The following is a 16995-nucleotide window of genomic DNA, read 5'->3' as shown; positions in this document are numbered from 1 at the left end:
ATGGTCCCGTAGTTCAACGGATAGAATAGGAGTTTCCTAAACTCTAGATATGAGTTCGATTCTCGTCGGGACCACATTTTAAAGTTAAAATTAAAAAGTAAAAAGCCCTTTAGATGAAAATCTGAGGGCTTTTTTGTGGGTATTCTTTCTTATTTTAGTACTATGCGTACAATCTTAATAATCCTGTTGCTCTCAGCGGTTTATTGTATTTCTCAACTTGGATGTAAATTCGAAAACAAATCTAAAAAGGAAAGAGGTATAAAAGAGTTTGAAGGAATAATCACTTATCATGAAATTTTTAAAAACAGCGATAGCAGCTTTAATGTAGACGACACGGTCCAAGTTTTTTACTCTAAAGGAAATTACGTTGGCGTACATTCTGATAAATCACAACAAATCCATGTGGTTAAAGATTACTATTTTGAAAGCAAACCGCTACGATTATTGCTTTTTAATAATTCAGATACTTTATATCAATTGAATTTGAACTTTCCAATTGAAAAATTAGATTATTTTAAAGTGAAAAAAGTAAGTAATCGAATCCTTTCAAGAAAATGCGAAAGCATTGATTTAAATACCAGCTATTCTGAAAATGATGCGACGACCTATACAGATTTTAATTTTATTTTCTCGAGAGGCTATTTAAGTGTTAATAAAGATCATTTCAAGAATTGGCATTTGGGCTTTTTTGATAAAGTTGTAAATGAATCAGGGGCGTTCTATCTAAAGTTGAAAGCAGTTCATTTTGATAGTTCACACAAAAATGTTTTATCAAGTAAAACGTATGATGTTATATCAGTAAAAGAAGAAGCTGTTGATCCTAAAATATTTGAAATAGATGCTACATTGATAGATGATTACCCTAACTAAAATTGTAAATTGTCACTTCAACTATCTTAACCTCAATCATCAATTTACAAACAATCATCAATTCACCACTATAAATTTTCAATACCTGGTGCGTATATTAGCTTGATGTTTGCAGGTATCAAAACTAAAAACCACTATCTTTTTTTAATCACCGTTTCCTGTTTGGTGATTGTATTATGCGCATTTAAATTTAATAACAAGAGCCATACAACTGCTGTGGTTGAGGATTGGTGCGCAAAACCACCCCGGCCGGGGCTTGAAAAACTGAAGGAAATTAAAACCTCAAGGCCATGGTTTAAAGTTTATGATGTAGGGCAAAATACATACGCAATTGTAGAGCCGTATAATTGGGAAGAAACAATATCGTACCTTATACTGGGTAAGGATAGGGCACTATTATTTGACACCGGCATGGGGCTGGACTCCATTTCGTTAATAGTCAAAAAGCTTACTAAGTTACCGATCATTGTACTTAACTCACATACCCATCCGGATCATATTGGTGGCAACCACGAGTTCGGTAATATTTTGGCTATGAATACCGCCTATACCCACATAAATGCAGCTAACGGCTACCATCATAACGATGTAAAATGGGAAGTGTCCCCGGCCTCGTTTTGTATTGCCCGTTTACCCCATGAAGACACTGCTCATTATTATATAAAACCTTTTAAAGTAACACGGTTCATCAAAAACGACTACATGGTGGATCTGGGAGGAAGAAAAATAAAGGTAATAGCCACCCCCGGGCATACACCCGACGCTATTTGTCTGTACGACAACCAGGCCGGCTATATATGGTGCGGCGATAGCTTTTATGAGGGGCCAATACTGTTATCCTCAGCGGGCACCGATTTAAATGCCTATCAAAAAAGCATAAACACGATGGCTCAATTAGCCGCTAAAGCAACGCGTGTATTACCGGCACATAATTTACCTATTGCCCAACCTCACCTATTAATAAACGCAGCAAAAGAATTTAACTTAATAACATCGGGTACAAAGAAAGGTAAACGGGAAGACGATCATACTTTGGTGTTTGATTGCGGTAAATTTTCGTATCAAATAGGCGAAAGGTTTATGCAGCAATTATCGCGATAAGCGCTTTAGATAATTTAGGTGATCAAATAGCCTTAAGTAGCCGCACCTTTTTATAAAAAATCACGCTAAAGTATGACGGAAATAACAAGTTGTTAATTGACATTTGAGGGCGATTTAACCAATAACAAACAGCATTAAACTATAAATAAAACACATGAAAAAAGTAACAGGCCTGGGTGGCGTATTTTTTAAATGCAACGACCCCAAAAGCATGAACGACTGGTACGCCCAAAACCTTGGCTTAGAAACCAGCGCATACGGCACCACCTTTGATTGGCGGCAAGCCGATGACCCCTCAAAAAAAGGCTCTACATCATGGTGCGCGTTCCCACAGGATACGCCCTATTTTAAACCTTCGGAAAAGCCTTTTATGATAAATTACCGGGTTGATAACCTGGTTGCACTGCTTGAAGAACTAAAAAACGACAACGTAACTATTGTTGATGAAATAGCCGAGTACGATTACGGCAAGTTTGTGCACATACTGGATCCTGAAGGCAATATCATAGAGCTTTGGGAACCAAAGGATGACGAAGAATAGATAAGCCACACGTGGCTTTTGCGTTTTGCTTGGCAGATAACTGCGCTTGCCGTAAACTAATACATGCATATTGGGTTTAGTATATTTGCAGGTAAACAACGGGATATGGCAGCAGGCTTTTTTGCTATTTTGGATGATATAGGCGCATTGATGGACGATGTGGCAGTGGCCGCTAAAGTAGCTACGCGCAAAACCGCCGGCATACTGGGCGACGATTTAGCGGTAAATGCCGAAAAGGCTACAGGCTTTTTATCGTCGAGGGAGCTGCCGGTGCTTTGGGCCATCACCAAAGGGTCGTTGCTTAATAAGCTCATCATCGTCCCTATAGCGTTATTGCTAAATGCGTTTTTCCCGGCAGCTATAAAGGTTATTTTGGTTTTAGGCGGATTTTACCTGGCCTATGAAGGGGTGGAAAAGATTATAGAATACTTTTTTCATCGCTCAAAAGCGGCGCACCAGGTAATTACCGAAAGCGAACAAAGCGGCGCAGATGCCGAAAAGGTAAAGATCAAATCGGCCATCACTACCGATTTTATCCTGTCTATAGAAATTGTAATTATAGCACTGGGCACCGTGCTTAAGGAAAGCCTTTCCATACAGGTGTTAACAGTTTCGGTGGTGGCCATACTGGCTACTATTGGAGTTTATGGTATAGTTGCCCTAATTGTACGGATGGATGATGCCGGTTATAAGCTGATCAAGCGGTTTAATAACAAAGGGGCGTTTGCGGCGCTTGGTGCTTTATTGGTTAAAGCTTTACCGGTAATTATTAAAATTTTGGCCATTGCAGGTACGGTTGCCTTAATATTGGTAGCGGGTGGTATATTTGATCATAATATAGCATACCTGCACCATATGCTGCCCAACCTGTCGCCAATAATAAAAGAGCTAACCATAGGGCTGATTGCCGGCCTGGTGGTAGTGGCTATACTAACAGGCGGTAAAAAAGTATTTGCGTTGCTAAAATAACGCCCTTTAACTCACAAAATACATTTTCAACAGCCCCTTGTTTTTCGCCTCCAGTTCGCCGCGATAGGTGATGGTAAATTCATCCGTAAGCAAATCGCGGGTGGTTTGCGATATGTTGATCTTGCCGGGTTCGGAGTTTTGCTCCATGCGGGCGGCGGTATTAACGGTATCGCCCCAAATATCATAAGCGAATTTTTTTACCCCCACAATACCGGCCACCACACTGCCCGAGTGTATACCTATACGTATGCCAAAGGTTTTGTCGCCAAGCGCCAGTTTACGCTGCTGCATAAAGCTTTGTATAGCTATAGCAGCCTTTACGGTTTTAGCGGCATGGTCGGCATCGGCATTGGGCAAGCCGGTAACCGCCAAATAGGCATCGCCAATGGTTTTTATTTTTTCGATACCAAGGGCGGTTACAATATGGTCAAAGGCCTTAAAGCACTGGTTAAGCTCGTCCACCAATTCCTGCGGACTAAGCAATTCGCTAACAGTGGTAAACTTCACAAAATCGGTAAATAACACGGTAACCTGGTCAAACTGGCGGGCCTGGGCCTGGCCGGTTTGTTTCAATTCTTCGGCAACGTCGGCAGGTAATATATTGTGCAGCAAATCGTCAGACCGGCGCTTAAGCTTAAGCTGTGTATAGTAATTGCGCGATACAATAACCGTTAACAGCATAAATATGGCTATGCCTGTTATATAATAATTGCGCTGTTGCCGCGCCTTTATTGCGGCTAATTGCTGCTGATATTTAAGGGCGGTTTCGCGCTGGCGGGCCTCGGTTTGCATTACGTTTTTTTGCTGGGCCATGTTGGCAGAGCTATCGCGGTAAAGCACATAGTTTAAGTAGTTTTGGTACGCCTGCCGGTAATCGCCTAATTTAACATAGCTTTTGCTGATATCGAGCGAATTGGAAGCCATTGATACCAGGTAGTTGGTTTGTTTAGCCCCGGCCAACGATTTTTTAAAATACGATAACGCCTTTTTATCGCGCTGGGCGGGCGTAATATCCATCTTTAATAATAATGAATCAGGTGCATCGCGATAAATATTGCCCAGGGTACCAAGTACAGCTCCGGCATCAGGGTTGTCTTCGCCCTCTATGGCCAGGTCCATGCGGCAGTAGCGGTAAGCGGCCAAATAGTTTTTGGTTAAATAGTAATGCCAGCCAAGGTTGCTGTAAACAATTACCTTTAAGCTGTTGTCGTTCAGTTGTTCGGCCAGTAGCTCTGCTTTTTTATCATAAATAAAGGCCTGTTTAAAATTGTTCCATTCGGCATAGTTAACAGCTGTTAGGGCATATTCGCGCACTATGTCTTTTTTCCAGCCATATCGCGTGTAAATTTTTAAGGCTTGCAGGTGGTAATCAATGGCCTGGGGGTAATCATTAAGGCCACGATAAGCTTCGCCGATATTTGATAACATATCGGGCACAAACTTGGGTGCGCTGGTTTTGGCCAGTGCCAATCCGCGGCGACTAACAGCAAGTGCCTGCACGTAGTCGGCATGGTCCATATACCAATACAGCAACCGCACATCGGCCTGTACTACGCCATTGGCAAAGTTTAATTTTTTAGCCAGATTGCGGGCTGCGGCACAAATGGCCGGTGCTTTATCGCTGTAAAACAGTTCGGCATTTTGGTCGGCAAAATAAGCGTTTACTTTGTTGGTATCATCCTTCATTTGGGCAATACGCTGTAACAGGCTATCTGCATGGAGGACTATTGGCTTTTGGGCTACTACGGTTAAATTAAACTGGATAACCAGGTAAAGCGCGCCAAGCCATTTTAGAGTTGGCAAGCCGCAATGGCGATAATTAGGTTGCATAGCCTAATTTAAGTGTTAAAACGCATAATTGCCTCATTTTGAAAGATTTTTAGCATATTTAACTATGCCGATAACCTTAAGGGGGGTTACAATAGTTATCAGAATGTGAAGTAAGCACTGATATAAGTTGTAGTGGAAAGATAGGCGCTGATTAGTACTTTCAGGCGATTAGCCCGGCGTTATACAACGCTTCAAAAATAAGCTGGTCTGCGGGCGAACTTTGGTATCTGTCGGCGTATGATAAATACTTTATTTCTTCAACTTCGTTAGTTGGTTGTGGCTCACCTTCGTAATCGCAATAATAGCAGGTCATTTTTACAATTATACCGGGCTGGTGGTTATCGGCCTGCGCCTTGTAGACGCCCATATACCGCAAAGTTGACAGCGACAGGGTAATATTTAACTCTTCTTTTATTTCGCGCTGCAGGGCCTCAACATCGTTTTCACCTTTTTCTCTTTTCCCGCCGGGGATATACCAAACGCTCCTGCCCCTGGTTCTCGAACTTAGTATCTTTTTATTTTTGATAGCAATTAGCGCAAGTTTATCTATCTCTGTAAAGGTTGTTGGCGTGGTGTTATGCATAACAATGGTTAGTGTAAGTTATTAATTACAATTGGCTTTAAAAATTATATTGCACCAAGCCGCATGCCGTTACTAACCATTAGCAAGCGCGTAGGTAGTTTTCCTGAGTTCGTTTAACGCGTTAGGCGCTTTAGTATGGATAGTTGCCTCAACAGGCATTATGGCTTCGCCGATGCATACACGTAGCTCCATACCTTTTTTGTTGAACAGTTGTGCAGGCAGCATAGCGGTTTGCAACCCCGGATGTATATGCCGCAACAACCCAAACCCTAAGCCGTTATTACCATGAAAGTAAATGGGTATAACCGGTACACCCGCTTTGGCGATAAGTTTGCCTACTACCGGGTGCCAGGCGCGGTCGGTAACGCGGCGGCGGTTAAAATCATAGGCCGATACTTCGCCGGCGGGGAAAATAGCTACCGGCACACCCGATTTTAGTTTGGCTAATGTAGTTTTTAAGCCCGTGATGCTCGAGCTGTCGGTTATTTGTTCAAAAGGATTTACCGCGATGATGTATTTGGCCAGGTTGGGCACTTTTTTTAGCAGGAAGTTGCCCATAAACAGGGTGTCGGGCCTTTGAGTTACCAGCAAATTCAACAGCGCTAACGACTCGATACCGCCATAAGGATGGTTACTTACTACAATAAAGGCCCCGCTTGCCGGTATGTTGGCCAGCTGCTGCTTATCAATACCAATGTTTACACCCAAAAAAGCCAGCACAAAATTGGTGAACCCTACGCCTTCCAAATCACCGGCTTCGTTCATCATTTGGTTAAAAGCATCTATCTTCATCCGCTTCATTAACCATAAAGCCAGTTTTGGATGGGATGATGTTCCGGTTGCCCGGGCAAAGTCTTCCGCAGAGATAAGTGCCATTATACAAAGGTACAATGGGGGTGTAAACGCTATGGCTACTTATTGTTAAGCTTTATGCAAATGAATACGCGCCCCTGCTTTTTCAGTTCCCTTTCGGTCTAAAGTTTGGGACGCTTACCACCGACGCTACAAGACCACGCTAAACCAACCAATCAAAGTTCGTGATAAATTTTGCAAGCGTTCGTGACAGTGTTTTGTCACGAACTTTTTTTAAGCCTAAACAAAGATTTTATGTAAAATATTGGAATATTATTTTATATTAGTTAGAGGCCGGCGAACAAAAAAAAACGAAAAATTTATAGCGGGGCCTGCAAAAAAAACGAATACTTTACCTAAGGCAGAGCAAAAAAAAGTATAGCTTTAAACCCAGGTACAATTTTTAAAACATCAGCACAATAAAAACCCACATGCAAGAGCCAAACGCATTAACCCAGGTAGCCGAATTTCATAAAACCTTTAAGCACCCTATATTGGATAAACCACAGATACCATCGGCCGATAGATGCGCCTTACGGGTATCGCTTTTAGCTGAAGAAGTGAAGGAGTTACAGGAGGCCATTGCCGATAACAACCTGGTGGAAATAGCCGACGCTCTGTGTGATATACAATATGTTTTGGCCGGTGCCATCCTCGAATTTGGTATGGCCGACAAGTTTAAACAACTGTTTGATGAGGTACACCGCTCTAACATGAGCAAGGCCTGCAAAACCGAAGAAGAGGCCCATCAAACCATAGCCCATTACAAGCAAAAGGATGCCAGCGAATCTTACTTTAAGGAGGAGGATTCGCTGTATTTGGTGTACCGAACCAACGATAATAAAACCCTAAAATCTATCAATTACTCACCCGCCGACTTGCGGGGCATATTGTAATAATTTACTAATCAATAGTTTGTTGAAAGCGTATTGCCATAATAAAATAACAGCTCGCCGCCTAAAGTGTAATCAACTGCCGGTATGAAAACCATTACGCAGCTTGATGTAGGCAGGCACAACAACTTTGACGTGCTGCGGCTTATGGCAGCGCTGATGGTGATACTTTCTCATGCTTACCTTATCACGGGTAACTTCGCTTCCGAGCCGTATGTTAAGGTGCTGGGCTTTACAGATATGGGCGCTTTTGGTGTGGGTATATTCTTCATTATCAGTGGTTACCTGGTTTTAAAAAGCCTGTGCCGGCAAAAAACGCCGGGTAGCTTTGTAAAGGCAAGGGCCCTCCGGATCTTCCCCGGGCTAATAGCCTCGGCTTTGTTCTGCGCCTTTGTAATAGGGCCGTTATGTACCAATTTGCCGCTATCCGCCTATTTTAAAAGCCCCGAAACCTACGACTTCCTTTGGCGGTTCTCGGCGCTGCATAACATCAAAAATATGCTGCCCGGGGTGTTTGTATCAAACCCCTATCCCCGCCACGTTAACAGCCCGGTATGGACACTTCCTGCCGAAATCTTGCTGTACCTGGGTGTGTTTGTCATCGGCCTTGTAAGGCTGGTTTGGCAAAAGCAATACAAGCTATTATTGCAGGCCTTACCGCTTATATTGCTGCTTGCCGCATTTTTTTTCAAAAAGAATTATTCGTTAGAATACTACAATTACACCGTCTGCAGCTGGGGTATTTACTTTTTAACAGGGATGCTTTTTTACTGGTTTAACAAGCATATAAAAATAAGCATAAGGGTGTTTTTAGTGTTATTAGCCGCCTTTTTGGTGCTTTATTTTTTAAATATACCGTTGTATAGTTATGTGTTTATGGCGGTACTGGTATATGGTGTGTTTGTGTTCGCCTATCATCCCAAACTGCATATCAGCCTCGCCAAAAACTGGGGTGATTTTTCGTATGGGCGGTATATATACACGTTCCCGGTACAGCAAATGCTTATCGCAAAATTTGGGATACTTGGCCCCATAAATAATTTCCTGCTATCTGTTTTACTTACTTTACCTTTGGCAATGTTATCATGGTATTACATGGAAAAGCCGATACTTGCCTTAAAGCAAGGGTCTAAAAAGCTGCAACCAATAATCCTTTAAGTAAACACATGCCCGCCGATCAAAAAACCACTCTGCACCCCCTTAACGCGCACCGTAACCGCTACAACTTCGCCGAATTGATAAAGGCCATGCCGCAACTCGCAGGTTTTGTAGCGCTAAACGAGCATAAAGACCTATCTATAAACTTTGCAGATGCAAACGCAGTAAAAGTGCTTAATCAGGCTTTGTTAAAGCAGTTTTATGGTATAGATCATTGGGATATACCCGAAGGCTTTTTATGCCCGCCCATACCCGGCCGCGCCGATTATATACACTACGCTGCAGATATTTTAGCCGAGAGCAATGATGGCGCTGTGCCAACAGGCAGGCAGGTTAAAGTGTTAGATATAGGGGTAGGTGCTAACTGCATTTACCCGCTGATCGGCTATAAAACCTATGGTTGGAGCTTTGTTGGGTCGGAAATTGACCACATTGCGCTTAGATCGGCAAAAAATATTACCGAGGCAAACGGGCTTGCAAAAGCTATCGAAATTCGTAAACAAACCGGCACTGCAAACATATTTGAAGGCATCATAAAACCCGGCGAATTGTTTGATATCGCCATATGTAATCCGCCGTTTCATGCGTCTGAGAAAGAGGCGCTTGAGGGATCGCAACGCAAATGGAAGAACCTGGGCCATAACCAGGATAACGGCTTAAACTTTGGCGGCCGCAATGCCGAGCTTTGGGTAGAGGGTGGCGAAGTGCGGTTTATTAATAAAATGATGAGCGAAAGCGCCCGTTTTGCAAACGAATGTCTTTGGTTTACAACGCTTGTATCTAAAAAAACCACATTGCCCGGCTGCTACAAATCGCTTGATTACTTAGGCGCCAAACAGGTAAAAACCATAGATATGGTCCAGGGACAAAAAACCAGCCGCATACTCGCCTGGACCTTTGGATAAATAACAACATAGCCAATGGCGTTTAAAACATTGGAGCAAGTAATAGGACTGTTCCATCATTGGCAGAATAGCGGTTTAAAGGTGCTTTACTACGCCGCTACTTCCTTATTATACTTGTTTCTGTATTCTATTGGCGATAAGCCGGTTAGCTTTTTAAAAATAACACGGAAGGCCTTAGTATCGGTGTAGCCGACATTGTACATAACTTCGTTCACATTCTCTCGGATACTTTCCAGGCTCATTTTGGCAGCTTCGATGCGTACGCGCTGCATATACTCAACAACTGTGTTTGATGTTGCTTTTTTAAAGCGCCGTTCCAGGTGGCGGCGGCTAAGCGCAAGCATATTGGCCAGGTTATCTACCGTTATCTTTTCGCGATAGTTTTCTTCGATAAATTGCTGGGCCCGCTTAATGGTTTCGTCGTCGTGGTTTTTTTGGCCATGAAACATCATAAACAACGATTGGCTGTTGCGCTCAATATCTATCTCAAATATCTTCGACGATGTTATAGCCATTTCGCGCCCGGCAAACTTCTCTACCAGGTACAGTATCAGGTTAAGCGATGAGTATGCGCCTCCGCTGGTATAAATGCCCTTCTCGTCGGTAATTATCTTGTAAGGCATCAGGTTAACATCAGGGAACATTTTTCTGAACTCTTCAGCAGCCAGCCAATGCGTGGTGCAGCTTCGCCCTTTTAATAAACCTGTGGATGCCAGTATAAAAGCGCCTATACACAACGATACTACCTCGGCACCCGTTTTATATTGCTTAACTATCCAGGGTAAAAAATCGGCGTTGGCGGTTAATATTTTACTTACATCGCCATGTACCGCAGGTATAACAATAAGGTCGGTTTTAGCTACCTCGCTTACTACCATATCGGTTTTTATAGTGTACAAACCATTGCTTAAAGTGGTCTGGTTACTTAAGCCAACCAAATGGATCTTAAACAGCGGTGGTTTCTTCATCCTGTCTAAAGCCTCGTTTACTTTAGTAAACATTTTATGGGTCGCCTCTATATTACTCAGGCTGGTCTCACCTTCCGGAATAAGTATCGATATGTGTTTCATGTTTCAAAATTAAAGCTTGGTACCGTCGCAATCAACCCCTTAGATTGTCGTAATTACACCCTTTGTTATATATTTAAGCAACGCACATTTGTAATGCAAAACAAGTAATCGTAAAAATGGAAGTGGAAGTTTTTAAAACAAACGTGAACGAAGCCAATATTTCAAGAAGGCTTACAGAACAACTTTTAAAATGCTTTCCGGCAAGCAAGGTAAACTTCGACCTGGAAGATTGCGACAACGTGTTGCGCGTAGAGGGTACAGGTATATGCCCCAAACGTATAATTGAATTATTAAACCATAACGGGCATCATTGCGAAGTGCTCAAGTAATATTAAAAACTATAAACATGTCAAAGATCGTTTCCTACATTCATTTTAACCCGGGCACCTGCCGGCAAGCCATGCACTTTTACCAAGAGGTATTGGGCGGTGAACTATCCATCCAGATCGTGAAAGATTCGCCCATGGCGGCGATGTTTCCCCCACACCTGCAAGACGGCGTTTTGCATGCCGACCTGACTAACGGCAACTTGACCATATTGGCTTCGGAGCTTTCGCCTGCCGATGTTTCGGGGCAGTATATCACCATGATGCTAGTATGTGATACCAAAGCCGAATTAATAGAAAAGTTTGATAAGCTGGCCAAAGGCGGCAACGTAAACTATCCGGTAGAAACCTTCTTTGCAGGCAGCATGGGTAACCTAACTGATAAATTTGGCACCCAGTGGGGCGTTTTTTCTGACGAAAAATAATATTATCTTTATTAATCTATACCAATATGAAATCAAAAACAATAAAAGTAGCCTACTGGATACTCACCGTTATATTTGCGTTATTTATGCTGATGGATGGTAGCGCCGGGGTAGTAAAAGAAAAAACCGGGCAGGATGTAATGAACCACCTGGGTTATCCTGTATACATTATGGTGATAACCGGTATCGCCAAAATATTGGGTGCCCTGGCTATACTGCAAACTAAATTTAAAACCCTAAAGGAATGGGCATTTGCAGGCTTTGCCATCAATTTTATTGGGGCATCGGCATCAAGGGCTTTCGTTGGCGATGGTGCAGGCCTTGTTGTTTTCCCTTTAATAATACTGGCAGTAATGTTCGCGGTATATTACTTCTGGAAACGTTATGAAGCAACCAATGCAATAGCTTAACACGTATAAATATAGTAGAATGAACATTTTTATTATAATACTCATTGTTATAGCAGCTATTATCGCATTGGTTTTACTACTGGCGCTGATAGCCAAAAAAGACTATACTGTGGCGCGCCAAATTGTAATTAACAAACCGGCTGCAGCGGTATTTGAATACGTTAAATACCTTAAAAACCAGGATAACTATAGCAAATGGGTTATGCTAGATCCCACTATGCAAAAAACCTATAGTGGCACCGATGGCTCAGTGGGGTTTGCCTATGCTTGGGACAGCAAGGATAAAAAAGCCGGCAAAGGCGAGCAGGTGATACAAGCAATAACCGAAGGCGAGCGCATAGATATTAAGATCGTTTTTATACGCCCCTTTGAGGGCATTGCTGATAGTTATATAGAAACACAGCCCCAGGGCGATACCACTAATGTGAAATGGGGTTTTAAAAGCCGGATGGCTTATCCGATGAATGCTATACTTTTATTTATTGATATGGATAAGATGCTCGGAGCGGATTTAGATACAAGCCTGAACAATTTAAAAGGAACCTTAGAAAAGCAGTAAAAGCGATCAAGTATTACTAAGTAACTAAACTATAATCCAAATATTATGAAAATTGCATTTATCATTGTTCGTACCCTAATGGGTTTGCTGTTGCTGTTTGCATCGGTTACGTTTTTATTTCACTTGTTTCCCATTCCACCAATGGAGGGAGCGGTTAAAACCTATAACGAGGGCTTGGCCGTTGTAAATTTAATGACCATTATTAAGGTGATTGAATTGCTTTGCGGGCTTGCATTTGTAACCGGGAGGTTTGTGAAACTGGCAGCCGTAGTTTTGTTTCCAATAGCGCTTAACATTTTATTGTTCCATGCTGTTGTTGCCCCAAGTGGAGTAGGTGCCGGCTTATTTTTGGTACTAGGCGATCTGTTTATAGCCTATTACTATCGCGCAACATACGCGCCGTTATTTGCTTCAAAATAACAGGCATCAAATAACATAAATAGCCGTATTAATAACATTGGTGCGGCTATTGTTTTATATTAGCGCATGCAAAAACTGGCCTTTATTCTGTTGTTTATCCCGGCGATGATGCTTTATTCGCCAAATAAAATAACACATCACCCTGAACCGGCTCCTGACTTTATAAAGGGCAATTTCATAGATGATTACGGGATAAGATACACTATAAACGATAGCCTTTGGGTGCAGCAACCGCGCAGTAAATTTCATATCATAAAATGGAATGCGCAGGAGCAATACCTTATTGCCCGTAACGATGAAATGAACCCCGGAGAAGGCGGCATGTATACCAGGATAGATTATATGCAGTTTGCCAATATGGCACCTTATACATGGGGCTTTTGCCTTACAGCGTATGATGCTAAAACCGATGCCTTAGCCGAAGCTACCGCTGCTGCCGATAGGAAGAACCCACGAAAGGGATGTAATGGCTTCCCCTTTTCGCGGATGAAGCCCGCCAAATAAGTATTTAACAAAAAGGGCCGTATATATGCGGCCCTTTTTTGTTAATAGGAAAGCTGTGGCTATTTGCCGGCTCTTTTATTAAGCTCGTCTATCGGCATGGTAACCATGCGGCCAATTGGTGTTTTGCCCTTGTAGGTAATCACCCTAAGTTGGGTAGCATCAACCGGCGCGCTAAGCGGGCCGGTGTATTTAGGATAAAACCTGTCCGGGTACGAGTTGTCAAAGCTGTAGTAAATATCAAGGCCGGGCACCTCGGTGGTCAGTTCGATATTTAATGTTTTATCAGCATTGCGGGTTGCTTTAAATATAGGGTCGTATACGCTTGGCGCGTATTTGATTTCGGCCTGGTCGAGCCTTGCAAAATGCTTCTCTACTTTAGGGAAGAAAGTTGCAAAGTTCTTTTTCTCCTTAGGCGACCATACAGACTCAGACACGGCAAAAGCACGTGGCCAGATCATATACTCCACCTGTCGGAAATTGTAAACCTGCTCTGTCCATAAGTTAGCTTGTCCGCCTTTTATCCATTTGGCGTCGGCACCATCAGGCACCGGCTCAAATTCGTAGGTTTTGTTTAGGCGCAGTGTGGCGTATACGTGCGGCTCCATCACCCTGTCGCTTTGCATGTAATCAAGGTAAACAAAGGTAGTTGGGCTCATCACTACTTCGTGCCCTTGTTTGGTTGCTTCTATACCGCCTTGTGTGCCTCTCCAGCTCATTAAAGCAGCGTTTGGTCCTATACCACCCTCTAATATCTCATCCCATCCCATGAATTTTTTGCCTTTCGACTCAACAATTTTTTCTAATCGTTTTTCAAAATAGCTTTGCACCTCTTCCATGGTTTTAAGGTTTTCTTTAGCCATCAGGGCCTTAACTTCGGCGCTCTGCTCCCAAAAGTTTTTGGCACACTCATCGCCGCCCATATGCACATAAGCAAACGGAAATAATTGTGCAACCTCGGTTAGCACCTTATCTAAAAACTCGTAGGTGTAATCACCAGCAGGGTTCAATGTATTATCTACCAAAGCAGGGTGCCCTGGTTTCGACCAATCCATTATCCGTTCACCCGAACGTACTACATATTTGTCGGCACCCGGCGTAGCCGACAATTGCGGATAAGCCACCACGGCTGCAAGGCTGTGACCCGGTACATCAATCTCAGGCATAATATCAACAAAGCGGTCTTTGGCATATTTTACCAGTTCGCGTATATCATCCTGGGTGTAAAATCCACCATAGTTACGTGGCGCATCTTCCGCAGGTGGGGTAAACGAGCCAAACTCACCTTCTTTTTTAACATTGTAAGCACCAACGGTTGTTAACCTTGGCAGGCTTTTTATTTCTACCCTCCAGCCCTCATCATCAGTTAAGTGCAGGTGTAATAAGTTAAATTTATAACGCACCATATCATCAATAAAGTGCATTACCTCGGCTTTAGTAAAAAAGTGGCGAGATACATCAAACATTAAGCCCCTCCACTCAAAGCGTGGGTAGTCGGTAATGTCTACAGCCGGTGCCGCCCATTTCACATTTTTAGCTACTTCAAGTCCTTCAATTTCTTTAGGCAGCAATTGCATTAAGGTTTGTACCCCGTAATATAAACCACCGGCAGTATTAGCCTTTATGGTGATACCTTTTGGTTTAACAGAAAGGTAATAACCCTCTTTTCCAATAACTGCATCGTTGTTTTTGTTTAAAACAAGCTTAATGGCAGCCATTGGTGCCACTGTTTTCACACGTACCATTTTACCTGCCGCGCCCGAAAGTTTGTTTTTTAACAAGTCTAAAACAGGGGTCATTTCTTGCTCCGAACTTGATTGTACAACTACAATTTTTGGCAATACATATTCGCCGGTATGTGTAGTAATTTTTACGGGTTCGGGAATAATGGCAATGCTTGTATTTGCCTGTTGACCAAAGGCCAACGAGCCAATGAGGCATGACCATACCATTAAGGATAATTTTTTCATTTAAAACGGTTTATTGGTTAATAATTGGGGTACTTCTGCAATTTATACTTTTTAAATAATATTAAAAAGTGTTTTGTTTTATAAATAATTAAAAGCTAAATGCTTGATTATTAATATCGGCAAAAGTGTTTTCATTTTGGTTTTTTTGTTAAATTGCCATCATAAATCTCACAATTGCGCCTGCAATTTTATAAACCTATAAACTCAAATTAAAATGTCAACTGATCGCAGAAAATTTTTGAAGCACCTGGGTACATCTGTTTTACTTACCTCGGCATCGCTTAGCAGCTTAGCAGCAAAAGAAGAGCACGAACAACGAATACTACGCGCCGAAAAACGTATCAGCCCTAATGATAAGATACGCATTGCCACCATTGGCATGGGTATAATGGGGTTTAATGATACTAACGCGGCCTTAACTGTACCGGGTGTAGAACTTGTTGGTGCTTGCGATTTGTACAAAGGCCGGTTAGACAGGGCCAAAGAAGTTTATGGAAGTAGCTTATTCACAACCGGAGACCACCGCGAGATACTGGAGCGTAAAGATATTGACGCGGTAATTATAGCAACCAGCGATAACTGGCACAGCCAAATTGCTATTGACGCCATGAACAAAGGCAAAGCTGTTTACAGCGAAAAGCCAATGGTACACAAGATAAGCCAGGGCCTTGCCGAAATAAAGGCCCAACAGGATACTAAAATGGTTTTCCAGGTGGGTAGCCAAAGGGTGAGCAGCATCGCCTTTAAAAAAGCAAAAGAAATGTACGAAGCCGGAGCAATAGGGAAGATAAATTCCATTGAGGCATCGTTTAACCGCCAAAGCGCACTTGGTGCATGGCAATATACCATTCCAACAGATGCATCGCCGCAAACGGTAGACTGGGCCAGGTTTCAATCGAATGCAAAAGTGAAATACGATTATGATAGCAACCGCTTTTTTAGATGGAGAAATTACCGTGAATATGGTACGGGCGTAGCAGGCGACCTATTTGTGCATTTGCTTACAGGCATACATTTTATCACAGGGTCAAAAGGCCCCGAGCGTATTTATTCAATAGGCGACCTTGCTTACTGGAAAGATGGCCGAAACGTGCCCGATGTGATGAGCGCGGTAATCCATTATGGCGAAACTCCCGAGCATCCGGCTTTCCAGGTTACCTTAAGGGTTAACTTTATAAGCGGCGAAGGCGAGCATAGCACTACAAAGATATACGGATCGGAAGGGGTGCTGGATATGGGCGACGGAGAAAGCTTTACTTTACGCAAAAACAAAATGTCGGTTGCGCCGGGCATAGGCGGATGGGATTCGTTCAACACCTATACTGTAGCGCAGCAAAAAGCGCTGATGGATGATTATAATAAGCGCTACAGCGAGGCAGATAAACGAAATACGGCATCGGCCGATGTAACTTACCGCGCCCCGGAAGGTTATAATGCCTCTAACGATCACTTTGCCAACTTTATGGATTCGATACGTACCGGGAAACCGGTTGTAGAGGATGCCGTTTTTGGCTTTAGGGCAGCAGCGCCATGCCTGGCTTGTAACGACAGCTATTTTGAAAACAAAGTGATACACTGGGATCCGGTTAACATGAAAATAGTATAACTATAG

19 protein-coding genes and 1 tRNA gene are annotated in these 16995 nt (G+C 42.8%); 15 read left to right on the top strand and 5 right to left on the bottom strand.

From position 1 onward, the window contains the following. Positions 1-2 precede the first annotated feature (2 nt). The 5 genes from FFF34_012195 to FFF34_012175 all read left to right on the top strand — a co-directional run bounded on the left by FFF34_012195 (position 3) and on the right by FFF34_012175 (position 3481). Positions 3-74: transfer RNA gene (locus FFF34_012195), tRNA-Arg, on the top strand. 88 nt (positions 75-162) lie between these two features. Continuing rightward, positions 163-870 carry a hypothetical protein gene (locus FFF34_012190; GenBank protein ID TSD64660.1) on the top strand — a complete coding sequence of 236 codons (708 nt, stop codon included), beginning with the start codon at positions 163-165 and terminating at the stop codon, positions 868-870. Positions 871-975: 105 nt separating this feature from the next. Beyond that, the gene (locus FFF34_012185; GenBank protein TSD64659.1) at positions 976-1971 is read left to right on the top strand and encodes an MBL fold metallo-hydrolase; all 996 of its coding nucleotides are present in this window, start codon (positions 976-978) and stop codon (positions 1969-1971) included. Between the two features lie 154 nt (positions 1972-2125). Then, a complete protein-coding gene (locus FFF34_012180; GenBank protein TSD64658.1) occupies positions 2126-2512 on the top strand; it encodes a VOC family protein in 387 nt (128 codons plus the stop codon). A gap of 105 nt (positions 2513-2617) precedes the next feature. Next, positions 2618-3481 carry a DUF808 family protein gene (locus FFF34_012175; GenBank protein ID TSD65063.1) on the top strand — a complete coding sequence of 288 codons (864 nt, stop codon included), beginning with the start codon at positions 2618-2620 and terminating at the stop codon, positions 3479-3481. A gap of 6 nt (positions 3482-3487) precedes the next feature. Here the strand turns inward: FFF34_012175 and FFF34_012170 are convergent, their stop codons facing one another. The 3 genes from FFF34_012170 to FFF34_012160 all read right to left on the bottom strand — a co-directional run bounded on the left by FFF34_012170 (position 3488) and on the right by FFF34_012160 (position 6770). Beyond that, positions 3488-5311 (bottom strand): tetratricopeptide repeat protein, encoded by a 1824-nt coding sequence (locus FFF34_012170; GenBank protein ID TSD64657.1) that lies wholly within the window; start codon positions 5309-5311, stop codon positions 3488-3490. 160 nt (positions 5312-5471) lie between these two features. Beyond that, complete coding sequence (locus FFF34_012165) at positions 5472-5894, bottom strand: NUDIX domain-containing protein (GenBank protein TSD64656.1); 423 nt, start codon at positions 5892-5894, stop codon at positions 5472-5474. Positions 5895-5966: 72 nt separating this feature from the next. Continuing rightward, positions 5967-6770 (bottom strand): hypothetical protein, encoded by an 804-nt coding sequence (locus FFF34_012160; protein TSD64655.1) that lies wholly within the window; start codon positions 6768-6770, stop codon positions 5967-5969. Positions 6771-7177: 407 nt separating this feature from the next. Between FFF34_012160 and FFF34_012155 the strand changes: the two genes are divergently transcribed. The 3 genes from FFF34_012155 (at position 7178) to rlmF (ending at position 9702) form a co-directional block, all read left to right on the top strand. Beyond that, a complete protein-coding gene (locus tag FFF34_012155; protein TSD64654.1) occupies positions 7178-7642 on the top strand; it encodes a hypothetical protein in 465 nt (154 codons plus the stop codon). An 84-nt stretch (positions 7643-7726) separates the two neighbouring features. Next, a complete protein-coding gene (locus FFF34_012150) occupies positions 7727-8797 on the top strand; it encodes an acyltransferase (GenBank protein TSD64653.1) in 1071 nt (356 codons plus the stop codon). Positions 8798-8805: 8 nt separating this feature from the next. Then, positions 8806-9702: a 23S rRNA (adenine(1618)-N(6))-methyltransferase RlmF gene (rlmF, locus tag FFF34_012145; GenBank protein ID TSD64652.1), complete on the top strand. Its 897-nt coding sequence runs from the start codon at positions 8806-8808 to the stop codon at positions 9700-9702. A gap of 89 nt (positions 9703-9791) precedes the next feature. On the opposite strand, the gene FFF34_012140 is transcribed toward rlmF, so the two are convergent. Then, on the bottom strand, positions 9792-10772 hold the full coding sequence (locus FFF34_012140) for a helix-turn-helix domain-containing protein (protein TSD64651.1): 981 nt from the start codon (positions 10770-10772) through the stop codon (positions 9792-9794). A 116-nt stretch (positions 10773-10888) separates the two neighbouring features. Here FFF34_012140 and FFF34_012135 point away from each other — a divergent pair, with 116 nt between their 5' ends. From FFF34_012135 to FFF34_012110, 6 genes are all read left to right on the top strand, one after another. Beyond that, the gene (locus tag FFF34_012135) at positions 10889-11101 is read left to right on the top strand and encodes a hypothetical protein (protein TSD64650.1); all 213 of its coding nucleotides are present in this window, start codon (positions 10889-10891) and stop codon (positions 11099-11101) included. Positions 11102-11118: 17 nt separating this feature from the next. Next, positions 11119-11523 (top strand): VOC family protein, encoded by a 405-nt coding sequence (locus FFF34_012130; GenBank protein ID TSD64649.1) that lies wholly within the window; start codon positions 11119-11121, stop codon positions 11521-11523. 26 nt (positions 11524-11549) lie between these two features. Continuing rightward, positions 11550-11933, top strand: a complete 384-nt coding sequence (locus FFF34_012125; GenBank protein TSD64648.1) for a DoxX family protein — start codon at positions 11550-11552, stop codon at positions 11931-11933. A gap of 19 nt (positions 11934-11952) precedes the next feature. Further along, a complete protein-coding gene (locus tag FFF34_012120; GenBank protein TSD64647.1) occupies positions 11953-12492 on the top strand; it encodes an SRPBCC family protein in 540 nt (179 codons plus the stop codon). A gap of 45 nt (positions 12493-12537) precedes the next feature. Next, entirely contained in the window at positions 12538-12912 is a 375-nt protein-coding gene (locus FFF34_012115) for a DoxX family protein (protein ID TSD64646.1), read from the top strand. Positions 12913-12978: 66 nt separating this feature from the next. Next, positions 12979-13416: a hypothetical protein gene (locus FFF34_012110; protein ID TSD64645.1), complete on the top strand. Its 438-nt coding sequence runs from the start codon at positions 12979-12981 to the stop codon at positions 13414-13416. Between the two features lie 59 nt (positions 13417-13475). Here FFF34_012110 and FFF34_012105 read toward each other — a convergent pair whose 3' ends face one another. Then, the gene (locus FFF34_012105; protein TSD64644.1) at positions 13476-15383 is read right to left on the bottom strand and encodes a family 20 glycosylhydrolase; all 1908 of its coding nucleotides are present in this window, start codon (positions 15381-15383) and stop codon (positions 13476-13478) included. 214 nt (positions 15384-15597) lie between these two features. On the opposite strand from FFF34_012105, the gene FFF34_012100 reads away from it, so the two are divergent. Next, positions 15598-16989 (top strand): Gfo/Idh/MocA family oxidoreductase, encoded by a 1392-nt coding sequence (locus FFF34_012100; GenBank protein ID TSD64643.1) that lies wholly within the window; start codon positions 15598-15600, stop codon positions 16987-16989. Positions 16990-16995: the final 6 nt, after the last annotated feature.

The sequence above is a fragment of the Inquilinus sp. KBS0705 genome (assembly GCA_005938025.2).
Lineage (GTDB): Bacteria > Bacteroidota > Bacteroidia > Sphingobacteriales > Sphingobacteriaceae > Mucilaginibacter.
The sequence above is the reverse complement of the archived record's forward strand: the minus strand, read 5'-3'. Positions and strand labels throughout refer to the sequence as shown.